This window comes from Mesorhizobium sp. MC2-1-1, from assembly GCF_057597255.1.
Map to the genome: position 1 here is coordinate 3,551,566 of NZ_CP195205.1, position 23,935 is coordinate 3,575,500.

General features: G+C 64.3%; 19 protein-coding genes and 1 pseudogene. 4 read left to right on the forward strand and 16 right to left on the reverse strand.

The window, feature by feature from the left end; genetic code table 11:
- Nucleotide 1: 1 nt before the first annotated feature.
- From ACR64R_RS17590 to cysG, 7 genes are all read right to left on the reverse strand, one after another.
- On the reverse strand, nucleotides 2-622 hold the full coding sequence (locus ACR64R_RS17590) for a DJ-1/PfpI family protein (RefSeq protein ID WP_487357604.1): 621 nt from the start codon (nucleotides 620-622) through the stop codon (nucleotides 2-4).
- A gap of 182 nt (nucleotides 623-804) precedes the next feature.
- Nucleotides 805-2,412, reverse strand: a complete 1,608-nt coding sequence (locus ACR64R_RS17595) for a GMC family oxidoreductase (RefSeq protein WP_487357605.1) — start codon at nucleotides 2,410-2,412, stop codon at nucleotides 805-807.
- Between the two features lie 151 nt (nucleotides 2,413-2,563).
- Entirely contained in the window at nucleotides 2,564-3,103 is a 540-nt protein-coding gene (locus tag ACR64R_RS17600; RefSeq protein ID WP_487357606.1) for a DUF934 domain-containing protein, read from the reverse strand.
- A 69-nt stretch (nucleotides 3,104-3,172) separates the two neighbouring features.
- Entirely contained in the window at nucleotides 3,173-3,937 is a 765-nt protein-coding gene (locus ACR64R_RS17605; RefSeq protein ID WP_487357607.1) for a phosphoadenylyl-sulfate reductase, read from the reverse strand.
- Nucleotides 3,912-5,582 (reverse strand): nitrite/sulfite reductase, encoded by a 1,671-nt coding sequence (locus ACR64R_RS17610; protein WP_487357608.1) that lies wholly within the window; start codon nucleotides 5,580-5,582, stop codon nucleotides 3,912-3,914. The genes ACR64R_RS17605 and ACR64R_RS17610 overlap by 26 nt, the downstream gene beginning before the upstream one ends.
- Nucleotides 5,583-5,622: 40 nt before the next feature.
- Nucleotides 5,623-5,928 carry a DUF2849 domain-containing protein gene (locus ACR64R_RS17615; RefSeq protein ID WP_487357609.1) on the reverse strand — a complete coding sequence of 102 codons (306 nt, stop codon included), beginning with the start codon at nucleotides 5,926-5,928 and terminating at the stop codon, nucleotides 5,623-5,625.
- A complete protein-coding gene (gene cysG / locus ACR64R_RS17620; protein WP_487357610.1) occupies nucleotides 5,925-7,373 on the reverse strand; it encodes a siroheme synthase CysG in 1,449 nt (482 codons plus the stop codon). The genes ACR64R_RS17615 and cysG overlap by 4 nt, the downstream gene beginning before the upstream one ends.
- A gap of 413 nt (nucleotides 7,374-7,786) precedes the next feature.
- On the opposite strand from cysG, the gene ACR64R_RS17625 reads away from it, so the two are divergent.
- Both ACR64R_RS17625 and ybaL read left to right on the forward strand, forming a co-directional pair.
- The gene (locus tag ACR64R_RS17625; protein WP_487357611.1) at nucleotides 7,787-8,227 is read left to right on the forward strand and encodes a baeRF12 domain-containing protein; all 441 of its coding nucleotides are present in this window, start codon (nucleotides 7,787-7,789) and stop codon (nucleotides 8,225-8,227) included.
- Between the two features lie 199 nt (nucleotides 8,228-8,426).
- The gene (gene ybaL / locus ACR64R_RS17630) at nucleotides 8,427-10,217 is read left to right on the forward strand and encodes a YbaL family putative K(+) efflux transporter (RefSeq protein WP_487357612.1); all 1,791 of its coding nucleotides are present in this window, start codon (nucleotides 8,427-8,429) and stop codon (nucleotides 10,215-10,217) included.
- Nucleotides 10,218-10,323: 106 nt separating this feature from the next.
- Here ybaL and ACR64R_RS17635 read toward each other — a convergent pair whose 3' ends face one another.
- Nucleotides 10,324-11,130 (reverse strand): AraC family transcriptional regulator, encoded by an 807-nt coding sequence (locus ACR64R_RS17635; protein ID WP_487357613.1) that lies wholly within the window; start codon nucleotides 11,128-11,130, stop codon nucleotides 10,324-10,326.
- A 133-nt stretch (nucleotides 11,131-11,263) separates the two neighbouring features.
- On the opposite strand from ACR64R_RS17635, the gene ACR64R_RS17640 reads away from it, so the two are divergent.
- Nucleotides 11,264-12,181 carry a zinc-binding dehydrogenase gene (locus tag ACR64R_RS17640; protein ID WP_487357614.1) on the forward strand — a complete coding sequence of 306 codons (918 nt, stop codon included), beginning with the start codon at nucleotides 11,264-11,266 and terminating at the stop codon, nucleotides 12,179-12,181.
- A 9-nt stretch (nucleotides 12,182-12,190) separates the two neighbouring features.
- On the opposite strand, the pseudogene ACR64R_RS17645 reads toward ACR64R_RS17640, so the two are convergent.
- The 8 genes and pseudogenes from ACR64R_RS17645 to ACR64R_RS17680 all read right to left on the reverse strand — a co-directional run bounded on the left by ACR64R_RS17645 (nucleotide 12,191) and on the right by ACR64R_RS17680 (nucleotide 20,379).
- A pseudogene (locus ACR64R_RS17645) lies at nucleotides 12,191-12,941 on the reverse strand (SDR family NAD(P)-dependent oxidoreductase).
- Nucleotides 12,942-13,004: 63 nt separating this feature from the next.
- Nucleotides 13,005-15,284 carry a transglycosylase domain-containing protein gene (locus tag ACR64R_RS17650; protein ID WP_487357615.1) on the reverse strand — a complete coding sequence of 760 codons (2,280 nt, stop codon included), beginning with the start codon at nucleotides 15,282-15,284 and terminating at the stop codon, nucleotides 13,005-13,007.
- Between the two features lie 196 nt (nucleotides 15,285-15,480).
- Entirely contained in the window at nucleotides 15,481-17,448 is a 1,968-nt protein-coding gene (locus tag ACR64R_RS17655; RefSeq protein ID WP_487357616.1) for an acyltransferase family protein, read from the reverse strand.
- A 44-nt stretch (nucleotides 17,449-17,492) separates the two neighbouring features.
- Nucleotides 17,493-17,639, reverse strand: a complete 147-nt coding sequence (locus ACR64R_RS17660) for a hypothetical protein (protein WP_487357617.1) — start codon at nucleotides 17,637-17,639, stop codon at nucleotides 17,493-17,495.
- Between the two features lie 27 nt (nucleotides 17,640-17,666).
- Nucleotides 17,667-17,921, reverse strand: a complete 255-nt coding sequence (locus ACR64R_RS17665; RefSeq protein WP_042640778.1) for a GlsB/YeaQ/YmgE family stress response membrane protein — start codon at nucleotides 17,919-17,921, stop codon at nucleotides 17,667-17,669.
- Nucleotides 17,922-18,031: 110 nt separating this feature from the next.
- Nucleotides 18,032-18,232, reverse strand: a complete 201-nt coding sequence (locus ACR64R_RS17670) for a hypothetical protein (RefSeq protein ID WP_487357618.1) — start codon at nucleotides 18,230-18,232, stop codon at nucleotides 18,032-18,034.
- 70 nt (nucleotides 18,233-18,302) lie between these two features.
- On the reverse strand, nucleotides 18,303-18,923 hold the full coding sequence (locus tag ACR64R_RS17675) for a ribonuclease D (protein ID WP_487357619.1): 621 nt from the start codon (nucleotides 18,921-18,923) through the stop codon (nucleotides 18,303-18,305).
- Between the two features lie 70 nt (nucleotides 18,924-18,993).
- A complete protein-coding gene (locus ACR64R_RS17680) occupies nucleotides 18,994-20,379 on the reverse strand; it encodes a M20/M25/M40 family metallo-hydrolase (protein WP_487357620.1) in 1,386 nt (461 codons plus the stop codon).
- 524 nt (nucleotides 20,380-20,903) lie between these two features.
- Between ACR64R_RS17680 and polA the strand changes: the two genes are divergently transcribed.
- Nucleotides 20,904-23,867: a DNA polymerase I gene (gene polA / locus ACR64R_RS17685; protein WP_487362471.1), complete on the forward strand. Its 2,964-nt coding sequence runs from the start codon at nucleotides 20,904-20,906 to the stop codon at nucleotides 23,865-23,867.
- Nucleotides 23,868-23,935 lie beyond the last annotated feature (68 nt).

Sequence of the window (23,935 nt, forward strand, 5' to 3'; positions counted from 1 at the left end):
TTCAGGCCGCCTTCCTCTCGTCTCGCATCAGCGCTTCGCCATGGCGGATCTCGGTGCCGAGCACCTTCAGGCATTCGCGCATAAAGGCGGCAAGGCCCGGCCAGCCCTTGGCTGAGACCAGATTGCCGTCGACATGTGCGCCAGTCGGGGCGACATCGACATAGATGCCGCCGGCGAGCGTTACTTCCGGCTCGCAATATTGCAGCGCCGCCACTTGCCTGCCGCGCACAACCCCATCGACCGCGATCAGGATCTGCACGCCGTGGCAGATGGTGAAGATGGGCTTGCCGGTGTCGTGGAAATGCCTGACGAGCGACTGCACCCGCTTGTCGATACGGATATATTCCGGCCCGCGCCCGCCGGCCGCGTACACCGCGTCGTAGTCGGCCGGGTTCACCTCGGCGAAGGTCTTGTTGAGGGTGTAATCGTGGCCGGGCTTTTCCGTGTAGGTCTGGTGACCTTCGAAGTCGTGAAGCGAGGTCTTCAGCACGTCGCCCGCTTTCTTGTCGGGGCAGACGACATGGACCGTGTGCCCAACCGCGTGCATGCCCTGTTCAAAGACGAAAATCTCATATTCCTCGCTGAACTCGCCTACGAGCATCAAAATCTTCTTGCCTGCCATGCCGTTTCCTCCCTTAGCCGGCTATTTATTTCGTCGCAAAACAATCATCTTATCCTAAAGGCAAGACAGCGGAAGGAGAAGCATAAACTGCAGATTGGTCTGACCAGATTGACCGAAATCGGCGACGCCTTCTCCGCGGCGACAGGAAATGAAAGAAGCTGGTCGGACCAAGCGAGCAGAAATCAGGCCGCAGCCCGGATCAGGTCCGCCGCCTTCTCCGCGATCATGATCGTGGGCGCATTGGTGTTGCCGCCGATCAAGGTCGGCATCACCGAGGCATCAACCACACGCAGCCCTTCCAGCCCGCGAACCCTGAGCCGCGGATCGACCACGGCCATGTCGTCGACACCCATCTTGCAGGTGCCGGCGGGGTGATAGATCGTGTCGGCGCGCGCCCTGATATGCGCCATCAGCTCGGCATCGCTCGCAGCGCCGGCGGTGTAGATTTCCTTGGCGCGATACTTCGCCAACGCCGGCGCCTCCAATATCGCGCGCATGATCCGCACACCCTTGAGCAGAAGATCGCCGTCGCGCTCGTCCTCGAGGAAGCGTGGATCGATGCGCGGCGGCGCCAGCGGATCCGCGCTCGTCAGCCCGACCTCGCCGCGCGAATGCGGCCTCAGCACGCAGACATGGCAGGAAAAGCCGTAGCCCATATGCAGCTTGCGCCCGTGGTCGTCGACAATGGCGATGCAGAAATGCAGTTGCAGGTCGGGACGCTCGATCGTCGGATCGGATTTGAGGAAGGCGCCGCCTTCGGCATAGGGCGTGGCGATCATGCCGCCGCCGTCCCTGCGCCAGCGCAGCGCGTGCCGGACCAGGCCGGACATGCCGGCGAGGCCGATGCCGACCAGATCCGTCTCCCGCGATTTCCAGGCGAGGATGAAGTCAAGATGGTCTTGCAGGTTTTTGCCGACGCCGGGCAACTCGTGCACGACCGGGATGCCGTGCGCCGCAAGCTCGACCGCCGGACCGATCCCCGACAAAAGCAGCAGTTGCGGCGAACCGAACGCCCCGCCGCAGAGGATCACCTCGCGCTTTGCCTCTGCCACAGCCTCGCTTCTACCGGTGCGATAGCGCAGGCCCGTGGCGCGCTTGCCATTGAGCACGATGCCCGTCGCATGCGCGCCGGTGATGACGGTGAGATTCGGCCGGCCCATTGCCGGGTGGAGATAGGCGGCAGCCGCCGAGCAGCGCTCGCCGTTACGGCGCTCGCCCCAGAACTGCGTCACCTGGTATAGGCCGGCCCCTTCCTGCTCCGGCCCGTTGAAATCGTCGTTGCGGCTGATCTGATTTTCGCCGCAAGCCTCGACGAAAGCCCTGGAAATCGCGCGCGGCTCCTGCTGGTCGGCAACCTTGAGCGGCCCGTCGCCGCCATGAAAAGCGTCGGCGCCGCGCTGGTTGTCTTCGGCGCGCCGGAAATAGGGCAGTACCTCGTCCCATGACCAGCCGTCGCAGCCGAGTTCAGCCCAGTCGTCATAGTCGCGGCGGTGGCCGCGCGTGTAGAGCATGGCGTTGATGGCGCTCGATCCGCCCAATGCCTTGCCGCGCGGCTGGTAGCCCCGGCGACCGCCCAACCCGCCTTGCGGCACCGTCTCGAAAGCCCAGTTGTTGATCTTCGGGCGGCCGGGCAGCAGCGCGATTATGCCGGCCGGCGCACGGATCAGTAGATCCTTGCCGACGCCGCCCGCCTCGAGCAGGCAAACCGTCTTCGATGGATCCTCGGAAAGCCTGGCGGCAAGCGTCGAGCCGGCGGAGCCGCCGCCGGCAATCACATAGTCGTAGCGCATGGTTCCCTCCCGGCGGATCTTTCTGTCCGGTGGCCCGAGAGAATGCCTGCTTGCGATGCTTGTAAAGATGCCGCTGCGTTAGGCGCAGCACGATCCCGAAGAGATCATGCTCCAGCGAAGGACTGTACCAGGAGGACGCTTCAACCGAACGTCATTCCGATCCGGCGCGCTTGCGTCGCCAGGAATATTTCGGACCCTTGGGCTCCGGCTCCACGGCCGGCTGGTAATAGACCGGCAGGCCGCCGGTCCGGCCTTCCTCCAGCCGCTTCAAGAGCACGGGATTGGAGACCTCGAACTCGTCGAAGCCGAGCCGCAGCATGTGCGGCAACTGGTCGACCAGAACCTGGCCCGTGGCGCGGACCGCGCCTTCGAAATGGTAGCGGGCGCGCAGCAATTCGCCCTTGGAGAAGGAGCGGCCGTCATTGAACGCCGGGAAGGCGAGCGCCACCAGCGACAGTTGGTCCAGCAGGCCGGTTATCTTGTCGAGTTCATCGCCTGGCTGCAGCAACACGCCGAGGCGCTCCTTTGCTGACTTGCGAGCCTCGTCATCCAGCCCGAGAAAAACCTGCAGCGTCAGGATGAAGCGGCCATTGCCGGCAAGCGCCTCGGCGCTTTCGGCATGCGTCCACTCATCCTCGCGAAACCCGTTCGGGGTCCAGAGGCGAGTCCCCGCTGTCGTCGATCCAGTCATCAAAGATCCTAAAGCACAAACAGAAGCGGGCCACCGTTCGCGCCCGGCATTACTCGAATATCACATAACCTAAAGCGAGGCGTCGGTCAGCGACTTCTCTAGCCCCGAGAGGTGGATGCCGCACTCGGTCTTGGCGTGCCCCGCCCAGCGGCCGCTGCGCGCGTCATCGCCGGGCTGCACCGGCTGCGTGCAAGGGAAACATCCGATCGACAGATAGCCGTAGGCGACCAGCGGATTTTCGCGCAGCGCATGCGCGCGCATATAATCGGCCTGGTCCGACGTCGTCCAATGCGCCAGCGGATTGATGCGGATGCGCGACCCGACTGCCTCGAAGACGGGCAGCGCAGCGCGCGTCGAAGCCTGAAAACGCTTGCGGCCGGTGAACCAGGCGCGGAACGGCTCCACGCCCCGCGCCAGCGGCTCGACCTTGCGCACGTTGCAGCAGGCGTCCGTGTCGGTCTCATGCAGCCTGCCGGTCGGATCGACGCGGTCGAGCGCCGCTTCTTCCGGCCGGATCACTCTGACGTCAGTCAGGCCGAAATCGGCAACCAGCGCGTCGCGGTAGCCAAGCGTCTCCTCGAAATGCTTGCCGGTATCGAGGAAGATCACCGGCAGCGAGCGGTCGATCTCCGAAATCATATGCAGCAGCACCGCCGAGTCCGCGCCGAACGACGACACCGCGGCAACCTCGCCGCGGAAGGATTCGCGCGCCGCGCGCTCGATGATCTCGATCGGCTTGAGATGGCCGAGCAGGGCGTCGAGCCCCGCCGCCTCGGCCGCAATGCCGGCCTCGACATCGACGATGCGATCAAGCGGCCTTGGTTTCGCCAGCATAGAGCGCCTCCTTGAACGGCGCGGGACCGACACGGCGGTAGGCGTCGATAAAACGTTCGTCGGGACTGAGCCGAAGGCCGAGATAGGTATCGACGATCTGCTCGATGGCGTCGGTGATCTCTTCCGAGGAGAAACCGCGGCCGATGATCTCGCCCACGGACGTGTTCTCGTCGGCCGAGCCGCCGAGCGTCACCTGGTAGAGTTCGGAACCCTTCTTCTCGACGCCGAGAATGCCGATATGGCCGACATGGTGATGGCCGCAGGCATTGATGCAGCCGGAGATCTTCAGCTTCAATTCGCCGATCTCGCGCTGCCGCTCCAGCGAGGCGAAGCGGCGCGAGATCTCCTGCGCGATGGGAATCGATCGGGCCGTGGCCAGCGCGCAATAGTCGAGGCCGGGGCAGGAGATGATGTCGCTGATCAGGTTGGAATTGGCTGTTTCGAGGCCGATCTCGACCAGCGCGTCATAGACCGCCTTCAGGTCGGCTCGCGCGACATGCGGGAGGATCAGGTTCTGCTCGTGGCTGACCCGCAGCTCGTCGAAGGCGTATTTCTCGGCGATGTCGGCCACCGCTTCCATCTGGCTGTCGGTGGCGTCGCCGGGCACCTCGCCGATACCCTTGAGCGAGATCGTCACCGCCGCGTAGTCGGGATGGCGATGTGTCACGACATTCTGGTCGAGCCATTCCGAAAAGCTCCTGGAATCGAGCCGGGCCTGCTTCACCGCGTTATCGCCTTCCGGACGGGAAACCAGCGCCGGTGGCGCGAAATAGGCGTTGATTGCCTCGATGTCGGCCGCCGGCAATTTCAGCTCGGCGTCCTTGAGCTCCTGCCATTCGGCCTCGATCTGGCGCGTGATTTCCTCCACGCCCGTCTCGTGGACCAGGATCTTGATACGCGCCTTGTACTTGTTGTCGCGGCGGCCATAGAGGTTGTACACGCGCAGGATCGCCGTGCAGTAGGACAAGAGATCGGCTTCCGGCAGGAAGTCGCGGATCTTCCTTGCCACCATGGGCGTGCGCCCCTGGCCGCCGCCGACATAGACCGCGAAACCCAGCTCACCGGCCGCGTTCTTCTTCAGGTGCAGGCCTATGTCGTGGGTCTGGATGGCGGCGCGATCACGCTCGGCGCCGGTCACCGCGATCTTGAACTTGCGCGGCAGGAACGAGAATTCCGGATGTACCGACGACCATTGCCGCAGGATTTCCGCATAGGGGCGCGGATCGGCGACCTCGTCGGCGGCGGCGCCGGCGAAATGATCGGCGGTGACATTGCGGATGCAATTGCCGCTGGTCTGGATGGCGTGCATCTCGACGCTGGCAAGGTCTGCCAGGATCGCCGGGATATCCGACAGCGCCGGCCAGTTGAACTGGATGTTCTGGCGCGTGGTGAAATGGCCGTAGCCCTTGTCATATTTGCGGGCGATGTGTCCGAGCATGCGCAATTGCCGGCTGTTCAGCGTGCCGTAGGGCACCGCGATGCGCAGCATATAGGCATGGAGTTGCAGGTAGACGCCGTTCATCAGCCTGAGCGGCCGGAACTGGTCCTCGGTGATTTCGCCGGCAAGCCGGCGCTGCACCTGGTCGCTGAACTCGGCGACGCGGGCGTGAACGAAATCCTGGTCGAACTCGTCGTAACGGTACATGCTTCGTCTTTCCGGGCGCGTTCGCCCGCTTCCTGATGCTCTACGCCGCCCGGGCGGCTTCCGGGTTCGCCTGCTTCCCGAGGTCGGTTCGGATGGTGGGACCCGCGGCGCGGATTTTCTCGCGCAGCCTAGCCGGCTCGACCAGACCGTCGACCACGGTCACGTCGATGAGGTTGACGTCGACCACTTCATTGTTGGCCGAGGCGGCGGCGCCGATGGCTTCGAGCCGGTCCTCCGCCGTCTTGTCGTTGGCGATGTCGGCATGGCCGACGGTCTCCGCCCAGCCGCCATCGGCATACCAGACGGCAATGCCGTCGGAGAGCCTGTTCGCGGTCAGAACCTTCATTGTTCAACTCCCTCGTCGGCCGGATTGGCCGCAATCTCATGTCTATGTGCCGCGAGCGGCTCGGAACCTTCGAGATTGGCGCCGGCGACCGCGTCGCCGATGATCGTCATGACCGGCCCGGTAAGATCGGCGCGCGCTTCCAGCGACGGCAGGTCGGCGAGCGTGCCATGGAAGCGCCGCCGGCTGCTCAGGCTGGCATTCTCGACGACGGCAACGGCGGTGTCCGGCGACAGCCCCGCCTCGATCAGCCGGCCGGCAACCTCGGCCGCGACCGAGCGGCCCATATAGACGGCGACGGTGGCGCCCGAAATCGCGAGCTTCGCCCAGTCGGGCAGCGAGTTGCCCTTGAGATCGTGGCCGGTGGTGAACACCATCGAGGACGAAACGCCGCGCAGCGTCAGAGGCAATTCGAAATCCGCGGCGGCTGCGAAGGCGGCGGTAACGCCCGGAACCACCTCGTAGGCAATGCCGGCGCCACGCAGCGCGGCCATCTCCTCGCCCGCCCGGCCGAACACCAGCGGATCGCCGGACTTCAAGCGCACCACGCGCTTGCCGGCGCGGCCGAGTTCGATGAGCAGGGCATTGATCTCATCCTGGCTCTTGGTGTGGCAACCCTTGCGCTTGCCGACGGACAGACGCTCGGCGTCGCGGCGGCCCATCGCGACGATGGCCTCAGGCACAAGCGCGTCGTGGACGATGACGTCGGCTTCCATCAGCAGGCGATGCGCGCGCAGCGTCAAAAGGTCCTCCGCGCCCGGACCTGCGCCGACCAGCGCAATATGGCCCCTGGCCGGACCATTCGCGGTCAAAAGATCGAGCGCCGCGCCATGGGCCTCGGCGAACTCCCCGGCCTCGATTGCCTTGGCCGGCGCGCCGGCGAAGAACTCGCTCCAGAAGCGCCGGCGGCGATTACCCTTCGGCAGCGTCTCGGCGGCGGTGCGAAACGACGCGGCAAGCGCCGCCAGCCGACCCAGCGACGGCGACAGCATGCGGTCGATGCGTCCACGCAGCATCTGCGCCAGAACCGGTCCGGCGCCCTCGGTACCGATGGCGATGGCGACCGGCGCCCGATTGACCAGAGCCGGTGTGTAGAAATCACACAAGTCGGGCTGGTCGACCGCGTTGACCGGAATGCCCAACCGGCGCGCGTCCTCGACGACGCGGCGGTCCAGCACCTCGTCGCCGCTGGCCGCGAACACCAGCACGGCACCGTGGAGATGGGCCGCCTCATACGGAGCCTTGGTGTGAACGGCTCCGGCCGATGCGATGAACTGCAGCAGGCCGGGATCGGCGTCCTCGGCAACGATGCGCAGCACAGCGCTCGATTGGGAAACCAGCCGCGCCTTGGCAAGCGCTTCCTCGCCATTGCCGACGATGACCACGGCTTCGCCGTCGACCCGCATGAAGACGGGAAAGGCATTGAGTTTGGCGTTGGCTGACGACATGGCGATGAGCAATATTGGAACAGTTTGGCAGTTTTACGCGGCCACGCCGAAAACCAGAAGGCAATCACTCGCGCATCACCGAACGGCAGGCAATCGCTTTTTCGCAGCCACTAAGGGCAGGAGAATAAATTTCTACTGCTTAGCCGAGACCGGCAGATCGTCTGGCGGAAGCGCCTTGATAGGCCGCAACTTTTCCCTTGGGCTCAAAAAACGGCAAAACAGTTTTTTCTAAATTCTACCAATTTAGTAGATTAAAGCCGGCCTTGCTGCATCGAGCTCAAGCCTACCTGCGTCAAGCGATCGGGACCCCCCTGTGGATCGGAACAATCGTCCTTCGAGTATCGTTTGCATAGCACCCGTTCTGTCGACGCTCGGTTCGACCGATCCCCAGCGCACAAGCAAGGAGAAGCGCCATGAACGTCAAGCTGAAACACGGATTGTGGGTCATCGTGGCCGATGGCGAAAAGGCCCTCTGCCTGCGCAACAAGGGCGACAACAAGTTCCCAAACCTGGAAGTGGTGCAGGAGATGGAGCAGGAGAACCCGGCAACGCGCGAGCAAGGCACCGACAAGCCGGGCCGCCAGAGCAACGAAGGCCCCCGCAGCGCGGTCGAAGAAACCGATTGGCACCGCCTCGGCAAGGAGCGTTTCGCCGCCGAGATCGCCGAACGGCTCTACAAGCTTGCGCATCGCGGCGCGTTCGACGAGTTGGTGCTGATCGCGCCGCCGCAGGTGCTTGGCGAGATGCGACAGAAGCTGCACAAGGAAGTCAGCGAGAAGGTCCAGGCCGAGATCCCGAAAACGCTCACCAGACACACCATTTCCGACATCGAGAGCCTGTTGCAACCGGCATAAGGCAACGAAGCGGTTTCGAGGCTGGGTCGCGTTTCCCAATCGTCTCTTTGTCGCATTGGTACGGATTTTTCCGGTTGACGTCGATTTCTGCGCATCGGTGGTTGCATGATCACCGCTCCGTCAACCATATTGCCGAAGGCGACGGCCTCGGCGGGCGCCCATCCGACATCGCGATTTTCCGAAAGGCGCGCAAAAGACAATGCCGCATGACACGCCCCTTATCGCCACCATCGTCGCCGGTCTGGGGCTGGCTTTCATCTTCGGGGCTTTAGCCAATCGTTTCCGTATTCCGCCGCTTGTCGGCTATCTTGTCGCCGGTGTCCTTGTCGGACCGAACACGCCTGGCTTCGTCGCCGATGCCAGCCTTGCCAACGAACTCGCCGAGATCGGCGTCATCCTGCTGATGTTCGGCGTCGGCCTGCATTTTTCGCTGAAGGATCTTCTGTCCGTCCGTGCCATCGCCGTGCCGGGCGCGATCGTGCAGATCGGCTTTGCGACGCTGCTTGGCGTGGGGCTTGCCTGGATGCTCGGCTGGTCGCTGGGCGCGGGCCTGGTGTTCGGCTTGGCGCTTTCGGTAGCCTCGACCGTGGTGCTCTTGCGCGCCCTGCAGGAGCGGCGGCTGATCGAGACCGAACGCGGCCGCATCGCGGTCGGTTGGCTGATCGTCGAGGACCTCGCCATGGTGCTGGCGCTGGTGCTGCTGCCCGCGCTCGCCGGCGTGCTCGGCGGCCAGCCGCTGGTGGAAGATCATGCGAGCCTGCTCTCGCTGCCGGCCAGTTATGGCATATGGGGCGTGGTCGGTGTCACGCTCGCCAAAGTCGCGGCATTCGTCGTCGTCATGCTGGTGGTCGGCCGCAGGGTGATCCCGTGGATCCTGCACTACGTCGCCCATACCGGTTCTCGGGAACTGTTCCGGCTCTCGGTGCTTGCCATCGCGCTCGGCGTCGCCTTCGGCGCGGCAAAGCTGTTCGGCGTTTCGCTGGCGCTCGGCGCCTTCTTCGCCGGCATGATCATGAGCGAGTCCGAGCTCAGCCACCGCGCGGCGGAAGAATCGCTGCCGTTGCGCGATGCCTTCTCGGTGCTGTTCTTCGTTTCGGTCGGCATGCTGTTCGACCCCTCGAGCCTCATCAGCAACGGATTGCCGATCCTCGCCACGTTGGCCATCATCGTCATAGGCAAGTCGCTCGCCGCTTTCGTCATCGTCATCGCCTTCCGCTTTCCCATCGTGACAGCGCTGATGATTTCCGCGAGCCTTGCCCAGATCGGCGAATTCTCCTTCATCCTGGCCGAGCTTGGCGTCGGACTGAAGCTGTTGCCGGAGCAAGGCCGCGATCTGATACTGGCCGGCGCGATCCTGTCGATACTGCTCAACCCGCTGATGTTCCTCGCATTGGACCGCCTGAAACCATGGCTGGAAAAGCGCAACGGCAAGACGCGACCGGCCGAGGAGGCGAGGCCCATCGGTCCGGCCACGGAGCCCGGCCATGTCGCCTCGGTTGCGGTGGCGCGGTCGAAAGAGGATGGGCCGCCGGCGCGCACGACGCTGACCGGTCATTCCATCCTCATCGGCTACGGCCGCGTCGGCAGCCTTGTCGGCGCCGCCCTGAAGGAGGCTGCCCTGCCCTTCCTGGTCGTCGAGGATGCCGACAAGACGCTGGCGAAGCTGAAGGCCGACGGCGTGGAGACCGTCGCCGGCAACGCCGCCAATGCGGACGTCTTCGCCGCCGCCAACCCGGAAGGCGCAAAGCGGCTGATCCTCGCTATCCCCAACGCCTTCGAGGCGGGGCAGATCGTGCTTCGAGCGCGGGCGGCCAATCCCGCGATCAATGTCATCGCACGCGCTCATTCCGACGCCGAGGTCGAGCATCTGAAGAACCTGGGCGCCGACACCGTGATCATGGGGGAGCGTGAGATCGCCCGCGGCATCGTCGAGGTGGTGTCCGGCAAGACGGCCGGGCCGGCCGCGGAGATCAGCCCGCAGCCCGCCTGACGCTTGCCAATGCATGTATGCCAGAACCATGCAGCCGTGCGGGGACAACGACATGCACCGACAAAGACCTGAAGCCCATCAGCTGAATCCGGTTCGGCGACGCGCTTTAGCCCACGAACGCGGAGCCGCCATTTTGCGCGATGTCGCTGAGATATCTTGCCGGCGGCTTGCCCAGCGCTTTCTTGAACATGGTGATGAAGGCGGTGACGGAACCATAGCCGAGGTCGCCCGACACCTGCTGCACGCTGGCGCCGGCGGACAATTCCCTGAGTGCGACGATCAGATGCAGTTGCTGGCGCCAACGGCCGAAGCTTAGGCCCGTCTCCTTGACGACGAGGCGCGCCAGGCTGCTTTCGCTGAGCGCCAAGCGGTTTGCCCACTCCTCCAGCGTGCTGCGATCGGCGGGATCGTCGGCCAGCGCCTCTGCGATGCGCCTTAGCCGCGGCTCGGACGAGATCGGCAGGTGCAATTGCTGCACAGGCATGCGCGGCAGCTCGGCGAGCAGGACGCTCCCCAGGAAATCGCATCGCGCGTCGTCCGGCGCACACTCCGACAGTTCGATGATCAGCTCGCGCAGAAGCGGCGAGATCGAAAGCGTGCAGCACCGGTCCGGCAGGTCGGCGGCGGCGGGCTCGATATAGACGAAGAAGATACGCGCATTGGCCGTCGCGATGTTGCTGTGCCGCATGGCGCCGGGGATCCACACGCCGCAATGCGGCGGCACCATCCAAAGACCACCGGGGACACGGCAGGTGACGCCGCCGCCTAGCGCGAAGACGAGTTGTCCCTTGCGATGCCAGTGCTCGGACACCTCGGCCCGGGTCTCGGTCACGTCGACGCGGACCGAAATCGCCGGTGCCAGGACGTCATCGACATCGAAGTCCAGCCAGGGCCAGTGGAGCGGTTGTCGCACGATTGACTACTTTCAGTGATTGATCGCCCTAATAGCTAAATTCTTCGGCTGGGGAAGTCGATAGGTTCCTGTCTGTTCTTGCGGGCAACGTCTCGCGTTGGCGCCGCGCAAATCTGCAGGAAGGTACGCCTCCATGCTCGCCTTGGTCACGTCCCTCGACAGCTCTACGGGCCTGGAGCTTGCCGAGTTTCAGGAACCCAGGCCCTTGGCGAACGAGGCCCTAGTCTCGCTCCACGCAACCTCGCTCAATCGCGGCGAGTTGCGCCTGCTCGCCATCCGCCCGAACGGCTTCATACCCGGGCAGGACGTCGTTGGAATCGTCGAGCGCGCGGCGACCGACGGCTCCGGCCCGGCCGCCGGCACGCGTGTTGCGGCCTTGGTCGACCAGGCCGGCTGGGCTGAGCGTGTCGCCGTTCCGACCGACCGCCTTGCCGTCCTGCCAGAGGGCGTACGCTTTGCTTCCGCCGCCACGCTGCCGGTCGCGGGCACGACGGCGCTGCGGACGTTGCGCCATGGCGGCGAGCTCGCCGGCCAGCGGGTCCTGATAACCGGTGCAAGCGGTGCGGTCGGCCGCTTCCAGATACAGATTGCTCGCGAGCAAGGCGCTTCGGTGACGGCGGTCGCCTCCCCCCGGCACCATGACGATCTTCGTCGGATCGGCGCCGCGCAAGTGGTCGAGTCGATCGAACTGGCCGAGGGCCTATTCTCACTGATCACCGAATCGGTGGGCGGCAAAAGCCTCGCCGGGGCAATCGAGCGCATCGCGCCGGGCGGAACAATCGTCATGTTCGGCTCGAGCAGCGGCGAGCTCGCACCGGTCGGCTTCCGTCAGTTCGTTCCAGGCCACGAGGGAGCTAGGCTTCAAACCTTCGCCTATTACGCGTCCGGCTCCGCCATCGGCGACGACATCGCCGCGCTGCTCGATCTGGTCGCAGCCGGCAGGCTCGAAACCCGCGTGGCCATGACCATGCCTTGGACGGACATCGACCAGGCTCTGGACGCCCTGCGGCAGCGCAGCTTCAGCGGCAAGGCTGTTCTCACCGTGGCTTGAGTCAGCGGCTCACACGTGCTGGCCGCCATTGATGTGGATTTCCGAGCCGGTCACATAGGACGCTTGGCTGGAACACAGGAAGAAGATGATGTCTGCGACTTCCGACGTGGCGCCCAACCTTCTCAGCGGGATCGTCTCGACGATCTTGTCGGTGCCGGGCGACAGGATCGCGGTGTCGATCTCGCCCGGAGCGATGGCGTTGACGCGGATGCCGTGCGGGCCGAAGTCATGCGCCATCTCGCGCGTCAGCGAGCCGAGCGCCGCCTTCGACGTCGCATAGGCCGTGCCGGCGAAGGGATGCACGCGCGTGCCGGCTATCGAGGTGACGTTTACGATAGAGCCCTTCGCCGCGGCCAGTTCCTTGAAAAGGCCTCGCGCCAGCATGATCGGCGCGAAGAAATTGACCTGGAAGACGTCGCGCCAGACATGCATCGGCGTCTCGATCGAATTCATCCGGCTGCCATCCCTCAACTTGGGCGAGATACCGGCATTGTTGACCAGCGCATTGAGTTGCCCGCCATGCGCCTCGAGGCGATGGCGGATTCTCCGAGACCGCAACGCCGACATCCTCCTGATCGGCGAGATCGACCTTGATGTGGTCCTCCGGTCCTGCAGGCCACGGGCAGTCCTCGGCAAAGGCCTGGCGCGAACAGGTGATGACGCGCCAGCCCTCGCGCGAAAAGCGCTTCACGGTGGCATGGCCGATGCCGCGGCTGGCGCCGGTGAGCACGATGGTTTTTCTGCTGTCGGTCTCGACCATGGTTTGTCTCCGGCCGGACATGTAGCCGAAGGCGCCGTTGATAGCGAGAGGCGAAGTGCCGCTTCAACCGCCGCTTAAGATATCGAGGATCGAGGTTCGGCGCTTCCTGGTTGGCCCACCGACCTCGCCGGGCGGCACCGGATGCTTGATCGAGGCAGTCGATCCGCTGTCGCTCGGCATGTCGAAGCCGCTCGCATCGACCGTCTCGGCCGGTTGCGCGGTCCGCGCCGGGCGTGCCGGCGCCTGGGCGACAGGCTGCGATGGAGCTGCCGTCTGTGACCGGCCGACGGCGGCCGGTGGCGCGGGAGCGGGCTGCGAGGCGTCCGCCGACGGGATCTCGTCCGGCACGATCGTGTCGGACGGTGTCGACTTCCAGGTGCCCGGCAGCGGCCGCACCGGCACGCCCTCATGCGCCGCGACCATGAATTCATGCCAGGCCTGCGCCGGCAGGGCGCCGCCGGTGACCTTCTTCATTGGGCTGCCGTCGTCATTGCCGAACCAGACGCCAGTGGTCAGATTTGCCGTGTAGCCGACAAACCAGGCGTCACGCGAATTCTGGCTGGTGCCGGTCTTGCCGGCCGAGGGCCAGTTGAAAGCCGCCTTCCTGGCGGTACCGACCTCGACCGTCCCGGTCATCATCGAGTTCATCATGCCGACGATATCGGCCTTGATGACGCGCGGCGCGCTGCCGCCGCTGTTCTCGTAGAGCACCTTGCCGGCCGCTGTGGTGATGCGTTGGATGAAGTGGATGTCCGGCTTGTAGCCGCCATTGGCGAACGGCACATAGGCCGAGGTCAGCTCCAGCGGCGTCACTTCCGAGGTGCCGAGCGCGATCGAGGTGTTGGCCTGCAGATCGGACTGGATGCCCATGCGGTGCGCGGCTTCCACCACGGCGTCAGGCCCGACCTCCATGGTGAGTTGCGCCGCGACCGAATTCAGCGACTTGGCCAGAGCCGTCGCCAGCGTGACCTTGCCGTAATATTTGCCGCCGTAATTGTCGGGCGTCCATTTGCCGATCTTGATCGGCGCGTCGTTACGGATGCTGTCGGGCGTGCGGCCGGCTTCCAGCGCCGCCATATAGACGAAGGGCTTGAAAGCCGAGCCTGGCTGCCGGCGTGCTTCCGAGGCGCGGTCGAACTGGCTGGTCGAATAATCATAGCCGCCGACCATGGCCCGCACCGCGCCGGAATCGTCGATCGATACCAGCGCGCCTTGTGTGACGTTGAGCTTCTTGCCGCTCTCGTCGATCAGCCGACGGATCGACTGTTCGGCAAGCTTCTGCAGGTTGAGGTCGACGGTGGTGTTGATGACGATGTCGCCGCGCACGTCGCCGATGAGATCGGGAAGCTCGTCCATCACCGTATCGGCGACGTAGTTTTCCGAGCCGGTCCAGTAGGACGGCGCGCGCGTCGCCGGTGCGCTCAGCGCCGTCTTGTATTCCTTGTCGCTGATCTTGCCTGTCTCGCGCATGGCCGCGAGCACCAGCTGCGCGCGCTCCTCCGCCGCCTTCGGGTCGCGCGCGGGCGACAGCTTGGAGGGCGCCTTGAGCAGGCCCGCCAGCAACGCGGCCTCCGAAAGCGTCACGTCGCGCGCGCTCTTGCCGAAATAGCGCCGCGAGGCCGCCTCCACGCCATAGGCGCCCGAGCCGAAATAGACCCGGTTAAGGTACATTTCGAGTATCTGGTCCTTGCTGTGCTTGTGCTCGAGCCAGAGCGCCAGCAGCACTTCCTGGACCTTGCGCTCCAACGTGCGGTCCGGCGTCAGGAACAGGTTCTTCGCCAATTGCTGCGTCAGCGTCGAGCCGCCTTGCGAGAAATGGCCGCCAAGCAGATTGGTCGCCATCGCGCGCGACAGGCCGATCGGGTCGATGCCGAAATGCGAATAGAAGCGGCGATCCTCGATGGCGACGACGGCTTGCGGGATATAGGGCGACATTTCGTGCAGGCCGACGGCCTCGCCGCCCGACGCGCCGCGATTGGCGATCAGCGCGCCATCGACCGAAACGATCTTGATGTTGGGCGCGCGGTCCGGGATCGACCATGTCGTCGCCGCTGGCATCTTGGCGCCGTAATAGACGACGATGCCTGCCACCGCGATGCCGCCCCAGATGCACAGCACGAAGCACCAATAGACCAAGCGGGTGGCAATACCGAGCAGTCCACGCCGATTGCGATCGCGGCCGCGACCGCGTGATCTCGCCTTGGCGGATTTGCCTCTTGCAGCGGATTTACGGGTGCGCGGCACGACGCGATCCTCCTCGCTCACCGAAAAGCCTTCGGAGGACTTCGCGCGCGGCGAACTCTCGAAGCTCGGTTCGATGCGACTGTCCCTGCGGTTCGCCATGCGCTCTGCTTGCCTGCCCCGGTGCCGATGGCGTTCGGGTTGAAGACTAGATGCGGCGGTTTAAAGGCGGGTTAAAGCAGGGTTTATGCAGCCTTTTGAAAACCCTTAGAGTTTTCTGATTTAACTGTCGCGCGGTATGGTCCGGCGTGAGGCGGATTACCCTGCGGCACGCTGCGTCTTGCGAGTGGACAGTCGTTCAGAGCCCCGCCGCCTTGGCCAGATAGGGCGCCAGCGCCAGGGCGTAGGTCGCGGTAAGATGATGGTTGTCGCGCAGCACGACGATGTTGCCGACCACCGCCGGGCAACGATCCTTGCCGCACAACGCGTCGTTCATGTCGACCACCCTCACCCCCGTCACGGACCGGGCGGCCAGCGCGAAGATGTCTTCCCGTTCAACCTCGCTGCGCGGATTGACGCACTTGCCGGGATCGGTCGCCAGGCAATTGCGTGGATCGAACAGGCTGTAAGGCGTGTTACGGATCGCGACGACGCGCACGCCCTCATCCGCAAGCTCGCTCCAGACGCTGCGCAATCCTTCGATCATCGCATCCTGGGCGATGCTGGTGTAGTTGCTCTGGCTGGTGATTGCCAGATCGGGCTTCAATTTGGCAATCTCGGCAAGAACCTTCTCCCGCCAAAGCGCACATTGCTCATAGGGCTTGCCGCCGTCGAGGATGGTGACCCTCGTCACCGGGCATGCCGCCTTGGTGAAGCTGATGAGCTTCCACTTCCTGTCTTTGGCTATCTTATCGACCGCTGGTATCCATTGCGCCGCGTGGGAATCGCCCATCACGACAATGGTCCTCGTTCCCGCCGGATCGCCGAGCCGGCAACCGGTCGCGTCCGTGCCCTTCTGCTCCTGATGACACCTCATCCTGTAGACGACGGGCACGTCGCTGCCGAGCTTGCTGAGCGGAGGCAACGGCCTGACACCCTCGGGTACGGCAGCATTCGACAGCAAGGCGGCCGGCCCCGGATATTTCGGGGTTCCGATCAGACTGGTATCTATGGGCCGCCGGTCGATCGCGTAGACGAGTCCGCCGGCCATCGCCACGCACAAGCCCACGGCCACCGTGCCGTCGATCAGCGGCCGCCATTCCAGGGATGATCGCGAATGGCGATAGGGCTGTTCGATGAAGCGATAGGAGAGCTCCGAAACGAACAGGGTCGCGACGATCAGGGCTGCGCCGCCGACAAGGCCGACCTCGCCGCGCTGCGCCACATAGAAGATGATCAGCGGCCAGTGCCACAGATAGACCGAATAGGAACGATCGCCGATATAGCGCAGCGCGGCGATATCCAGGCCACGGAAGCGGCCGATGCGTATGGCGCCGGCCGCCACGATCAAAGCCGCGCCCAGCGTCGGCAGGAGCGCCTTGAAGCCCGGAAAATCGGTCGACCTTGAAAACAGCATAGCTGATGCAAGCGCCGCCGATATGCCGGCGACAGCCATGGCCGTCCGCACGCCCGCGCTCGGGTGGAACCGGTCGAGGCCCAGCGCCAGGAGCCCGCCCAGGGCCAGTTCCCACATCCGCGTGTGGGTCACGAAATAGGCCCATGCCGGATCGGATCGGGTGAGAACGACCGAAGCCGCGAGCGAGCCCCCCAGGATCACGCCGAGCACGAAGGTGAGCATTTGCACCGGCGAGTGCCCGCGACGCCTGGCCCACCACAGCGCCGCGATCATCAGCACCGGCCAGGCGATGTAGAACTGTTCCTCGATCGACAGCGACCAGAAATGCTGCACCGGGCTCGGCGCGTCCTCGGCGCCGAGGTAGTCCACGGCCTGCCCGGCAAGCCGCCAGTTCTGAACGTACAGCGCGCTCGCAATCACCTGCCTGGCGGTCTCTTCCCACCAGGCGTCCGACACGAACAGCAGCGTTCCCGCGAGCGTGACCAAAAGTGTGACGATCGCCGCCGGCAGCAGCCGCCTGACCCGGCGCGTGTAAAAGCTAATCAGCGAGATGCCGCCCTCGCTGAGCGCCATGCGGGTGAGCAGGCCGGTGATGAGGAACCCGGAGATGACGAAGAAGATGTCGACGCCGACATAGCCGCCGGGAAGCGCTGCCGGCCAGATGTGGAAGATCACCACAAAGGCCACGGCGAGCCCACGCAGCCCCTGTATCTCCGGCCGGAATCCCCCCGACGCAATGTCGTCTCGCAAAGTCAGTCTGGCCCCTCACGGCGTCGGCGGCAGGCCACCCGTGATCAATTCTGCTGGATCGAAATACCCTTGTCGTCGATCTTGAGCTCGACGCCTTTCGGCCTGGTCTGCTCGCGATAGATATAGATGCCGAGCGCTAAGACCACGACCACGAGGGCGCCGATGATGACATAGAACATATTCTGCTTCATGGCGCGTCCCCTATGCCTGCTGGAAGATCAGGCCTGTTTCACCAGCTTGATCAGCACCAGCAGGACCACCGCGCCGATGGTGGCGTGGATGATCGCGGCAAGGATGCCACCGCCTACGGCAAAGCCCAGCCTCGGAAAGATCCAGCCGGCGATCAGGGCGCCGACGATGCCGACGACGATGTTGCCGACCAGTCCGAAGCCGAAACCCTTGACGATCAGGCCGGCAAGCCAGCCGGCGATCGCACCGATGATTATGAAGACGAGCAGGCTTTCAATTCCCATTGCCAATCCCTCCATGAGCGGAGGACCAACGAAGCAATGCGCCCCGAATCGGCCTCCGACTGCGACGGATCGAACCTATTTGAAAGCGGCCGGCCTCGCCAGCGCCAGCTTCATTCGTCGTCGTCCCCCGATGCGGGCCGCCAGCTCGTCGGATCGACCTTCTTTTGCGTGTCGCTGTCCGTGTAGACCCACCAGCCGCCGTCACGATACTGACCGATGGATTCATTGACGACGCCGTCGCCGTCCTTCCACAGGATGCTGACCTTCGAGCCGTCCTTGGGCGCGCTTTCTATCGGTTTGCGCTCTGCCATCTCACTCCCTCCATGAGCCCGCTGCTCTTCCATGAGCCGCCAGGAACGTACCTGGACGCGCCCGGTTCCGTCAGCTATGCGCGAAGATATCTTCCTCCGCCCAGCCCATCAGGTCGAGCCTGGCGCGCGTCGGCAGGAAACGGAAGCAAGCGTCCGCCTCCTTGGTGCGGTTTTCGCGCGCCAGCCGCACCGCCAGCACCTCGCGCAGTCGATGCAGATAGAGGACATCGGAGGCGGCATATTCGAGCTGTTCGGGCGAGAGCGTTTCCGCTGCCCAGTCCGAGGATTGCTGCGCCTTGGACAGGCCGACGCCGAGCAGTTCGTTGCACAGGTCCTTCAACCCGTGGCGGTCGGTATAGGTGCGGGTGAGCCGCGAGGCGATCTTGGTGCAGAACACCGGCTCCGCCATCACGCCGAAGGCATTGTAGAGCACGGCGATGTCGAAGCGGCCGTAATGAAACAGCTTGGTGATCGCGCGGTTCTTGAGCAGGCTGACGAGGTTCGGCGCCTTCTTCTGGCCTGGCGCGATCTGGATGACGTCGGCGCTGCCGTCGCCGGGCGAGATCTGCACCACGCAGAGCCGGTCGCGATGCGGGTTCAAGCCCAGCGTTTCCGTGTCGATGGCTACTGCCCCGACATTGTAGCGTGACAGGTCCGGCAGGTCATTCTTATGGAAACGGATATCGGTCATTGTCTTCTCCGGGTCGCGACATGGACCGTCCTTGCCGCGATCCGGAGAAAAATCAACCAAAACTTGTCGCTTAGCGGGTCAGCGCGTCGAGGATGCGCGCCCAGGACCGCTGCCCCTTGTGGAAGGAGGTCAGCTCGTATTTCTCGTTCGGCGAATGGATGCGGTCGTCGTCCAGGCCGAAGCCGACGAGCAGCGATTCCATGCCGAGATAGGTCTGGAAGTCGCCGACCACTGGAATGGAGCCGCCACTTCCCGTGGTGATGGCCTGCTTTTCCCATTCGTCCGAAAGCGCGTCCTTGGCCTTGGCGAGGAAAGGGGAGTCGTAGGAAAGCTGGATCGCCGGCGAACCGCCGTGCGGATGGAATTCAACGGAGCAGTCGGCGGGGATCCGCTCGCGCACGAAAGCCTGGAAGGCGGTGCGTATCTTCTTCGGATCCTGCTTGTGGACCAGCCGGAACGATACTTTCGCCGAGGCCTCCGCCGCGATCACCGTCTTGAAACCCTTGCCGGTATAACCGCCGATGATGCCGTTGAACTCGGCCGTTGGCCGCGCCCAGGTGAGCTCGAGCAGCGAACGCCCTTTCTCGCCGGCGGGAATGGAAAGGCCGACCGGCCCCAGGAAGGTCTCGGCGGTCTCGCCCAGCCCTTCCCAGGACCTCAGTACCTGCGAAGGCGTCTCCTCGACGCCGTCATAGAAGCCTGGGATGGTGACGTGGCCATCCTTGTCGTGAACGTCGGCCAGCACCTTGGCAAGGATGCGGATCGGATTGGCCGCCGCGCCGCCATAAAGGCCGGAATGCAGGTCGCGGCTGGCCGCCTTGACGGTGATCTCCTCGCCGACCATGCCGCGCAGCGACACGCAAATCGACGGCGTCTCGCGGTTCCACATGCTTGTATCGCAGACCAGCGCGAAATCCGCTTTCAGCTCGGCGGCGTTGGCTTCCAGGAAGGGCTTCAACGAAGGCGAGCCGGATTCCTCCTCGCCTTCGAACAGGATGGTGATGCGGCACGGCAAATTGCCGTGCACCTGCTTCCAGGCGCGGCAGGCTTCGACGAAGGTCATTAACTGCCCCTTGTCGTCGGCCGAGCCGCGGCCGGTGATCACCTTGCGGCCGGGCGCGATCTCCTTGATCGCGGGCGCGAACGGGTCGGTTTCCCACAATTCGATCGGATCGACCGGCTGGACGTCGTAGTGGCCGTAGAACAGCACATGTGGCGCGCCCGCAGGCCCCTCGTGATGCGCCACCACCATCGGATGTCCCGGCGTGTCGCGCACGCTCGCCTCGAAGCCGATCAGCTTGAGCTCGGCGACCAGCCATTCGGCCCCCTTGCGGCAGTCCGCGGCAAAGGCGGGATCGGTGGAAATGGACTTGATGCCGAGCAGGCCGAAGAGCCGCTCCAGGCTCTGGTCGAGATTCTGGTCGAGACGGTCGAGGACGGGGGAAATTCTGGACATTATAGGGCCTTTCGATTCTCGGGCTCGACCCTAAAGGTCCGGACCAGAAACGAAAAGTCGCGATTTGTTGGACCAAGCGCGGGAATGCCTACCGCTAAATAAAAGAAGACCGCCGTGGTGGAGGGGAACCACGGCGGTCTTTACTCAAAACGATGCGGCAGCCCGGAGAGGGGGGATAGGCTGCCGCAAATGCCCGGGATAGGCGGGGGACGGGCCTTGCTCCGGACTTCGGCGAAAACTGCCGATGACGTGTATTTGGGTCTGTGAACGTGGCGATTCAAGGGCACGAAAATTACACTTTTGTAACATGCCCGTGAGCAGCGAACACCGTGAATGTCGCCCAAAAGTGTAAAGCGGTTTCTGAAAAAACGGCATGCACAAACAAGGACCCGGGCGCGTCGACAGAATGCGTTTCAGCCCGACGCGCTTTGCCGGACAGTATGTGTCAGGGGTGTTGCCCGAACCGGCTGGTTTCACAGCCTTTGGCATGGACCGCGAAGCCCGGCCGCGCTATCCCTGCCGGCATGAAAAAAGGCGATCACCTCTTCCTCGTCGACGGCTCCGGCTACATTTTCCGCGCCTATCACGCGCTGCCGCCGCTCAATCGCAAATCAGATGGCCTGCCGACCAACGCCGTGCTCGGCTTCTGCAACATGGTCTGGAAGCTGGTGCAGGACGCCCGCAACACCAATGTGGGCATCGTGCCGACGCATTTCGCCGTCATTTTCGATTATTCCTCGAAAACGTTCCGCAACGATCTTTATCCTGAATACAAGGCCAACCGCTCGGCGCCGCCGGAGGATCTGATCCCGCAATTCGGGCTGATCCGCCAGGCGACCGTGGCCTTCAACCTGCCCTGCATCGAGATGGAAGGTTTCGAGGCCGACGACATCATCGCCACCTATTGCCGGCTCGCCTGCGAGGTCGGCGCCGACACCACCATCATCTCGTCCGACAAGGATTTGATGCAACTGGTCGGCCCGACGGTCGGCATGTACGACCCGATGAAGGACCGGCAGATCGGCATCCCGGAGGTGATCGAGAAATGGGGCGTGCCGCCGGAAAAGATGATCGACCTGCAGGCGCTCACCGGCGACTCGGTAGATAACGTGCCGGGCGTGCCGGGCATCGGACCGAAGACGGCGGCGCAGCTGCTGGAGCAGTTCGGCGACCTCGATGGTCTGCTGGCCCGCGCGGGTGAGATCAAGCAGGAAAAGCGGCGCGAGACCATCATCGCAAATGCCGAAAAGGCGCGCATCTCGCGCGAGTTGGTGACGCTGAAGAACGATGTGCCTCTGAAAGAGGGATTGGACGACCTCGTCCTGCATGCGCCGGACGGACCGAAGCTGATCGGCTTCCTGAAGACCATGGAGTTCACCACACTGACGCGACGCGTCGCGGAGGCGACCGCCACCGAGATCGGCGACGTCCAGGCTACCGCGGTCACCGTCGAGCGTGCCGATACCGCGCATGGGCCCGATGTCGGCGCCAGCGCACCGCCGCGCCAGCCCGCGCCTCAATCGAACGGCGACGCAACATCCGGTGCGTCGGCCATAAGGGGAGAGGACGCACCGCCGCAGGGCGACACCCCCTCGCTCCTCTCGGCGCTGCGGCTGGAACAGGCGGCGGCGCGAAAGATTGACCCCTCTGCTTATAGCGCCATCCGCGATGCGGCCGCGCTGAACGCCTGGATCGCCGAGGCCCGCGAAGCCGGTATCCTCGCGCTTGACGCCGAGACCAGCTCGTCCGACCCGATGCAGGCCGATCTCATCGGCCTGTCCATGGCGATCGCGCCCGGCCGCGCCGTCTATATGCCGCTTGCCCACAAGAGCGGCAATGGCGACCTGCTCGGCGGCGGCATGCTGGAAAACCAGATACCGGTCCGCGAGGCTTTGACGCTGTTGAAGCCTGTGCTCGAGGACCGGTCGGTCCTGAAAATCGTGCAGGACATGAAATACGACATCGTCGTGATGAGCCGGCACGGCATTGAGGTCGGACCATTCGACGACACGATGCTTATCTCCTACGTACTCGACGCGGGCACGTCCGGCGGCCATGATCTCGTCTCTCTCTCGGAGAAGTGGCTTGGCCACGCGCCCGCCTCCAAGAAGGAACTTGCAGGCTCGGGCAAGAGCGCCATCGGCTTCGACCAGGTCGATATCGAGCGCGCGACCGCCTATGCCGGAGAGCAGGCCGACCTGGCGCTTCGGCTGTGGCAGGTGCTGAAGCCGAGGTTGGCCGCCAAGGGCCTGGTTTCGGTGTATGAGCGATTGGAAAGGCCGCTGGTGCCGGTGCTCGCCCGCATGGAACAGCGCGGCATCTCGGTCGACCGCCAGATCCTGTCCCGGTTATCGGGCGAACTGGCGCAAGGCGCTGCCCGCGCCGAGGAAGAAATCTACGGCATCGTCGGCGAGCGCATCAACATCGGCTCGCCAAAGCAACTCGGCGACATCCTGTTCGGCAAGATGGGCCTGCCGGGCGGCTCGAAGACCAAGACCGGACAGTGGTCTACTTCGGCGCAGCTTTTGGAAGAGCTTGCGGCGGAAGGCCATGAACTGCCGCGCAAGATCGTCGACTGGCGCCAGCTGACCAAGCTGAAATCGACCTATACCGACGCGCTGCCGGGCTTCATCAATCCCGAGACGAATCGCGTCCACACTTCATACGCGTTGGCCGCGACCACGACCGGACGGCTGTCGTCCTCCGACCCCAACCTGCAGAACATCCCGGTACGCACCGCCGAAGGCCGCAAGATCAGGACCGCCTTCATCGCCGAAAAGGGCCACAAGCTGGTCTCCGCTGACTACAGCCAGATCGAATTGCGCGTGCTTGCCCATGTCGCCGAAATCCCGCAGCTCAAGCAGGCATTCGCCGACGGCGCCGACATCCATGCCATCACCGCGTCGGAAATGTTCAACGTGCCGGTCGAGGGCATGCCTTCGGAGGTGCGCCGGCGAGCCAAGGCGATCAATTTCGGCATCATCTACGGCATCTCCGCCTTCGGCCTCGCCAACCAGCTGTCGATCCCGCGTGACGAGGCCAGCGCCTACATCAAGCGCTATTTCGAGCGCTTCCCAGGCATCCGCGACTATATCGAGGAAACCAAGGCCTACGCGCGCGAGAACGGCTTCGTCGAAACCATCTTCGGCCGCCGCATCCATTATCCGGAGATAAGGTCGTCCAACCCGTCGGTCCGCGCCTTCAACGAGCGCGCCTCGATCAACGCCAGGCTGCAGGGCACCGCGGCCGACATCATCCGCCGCGCCATGGTGCATATGGAAGAAGCCCTGGATAAGGCGAAGCTCTCCGCCCGCATGCTGTTGCAGGTGCATGACGAGCTGATCTTCGAAACGGTGGACGCGGAGGTCGAAGCGACGATTCCCGTCGTGCGCCGCGTCATGGAAAACGCGCCAATGCCGGCGGTCTCGATGTCGGTGCCGCTACATGTCGATGCGCGGGCAGCGAACAACTGGGACGAGGCGCATTAACTTGGCGTTACGCACGTAAGTGCGTTGAGATTCAGGTCGGGCCGAGTCGAAAATGGTGGTTTCCGAGA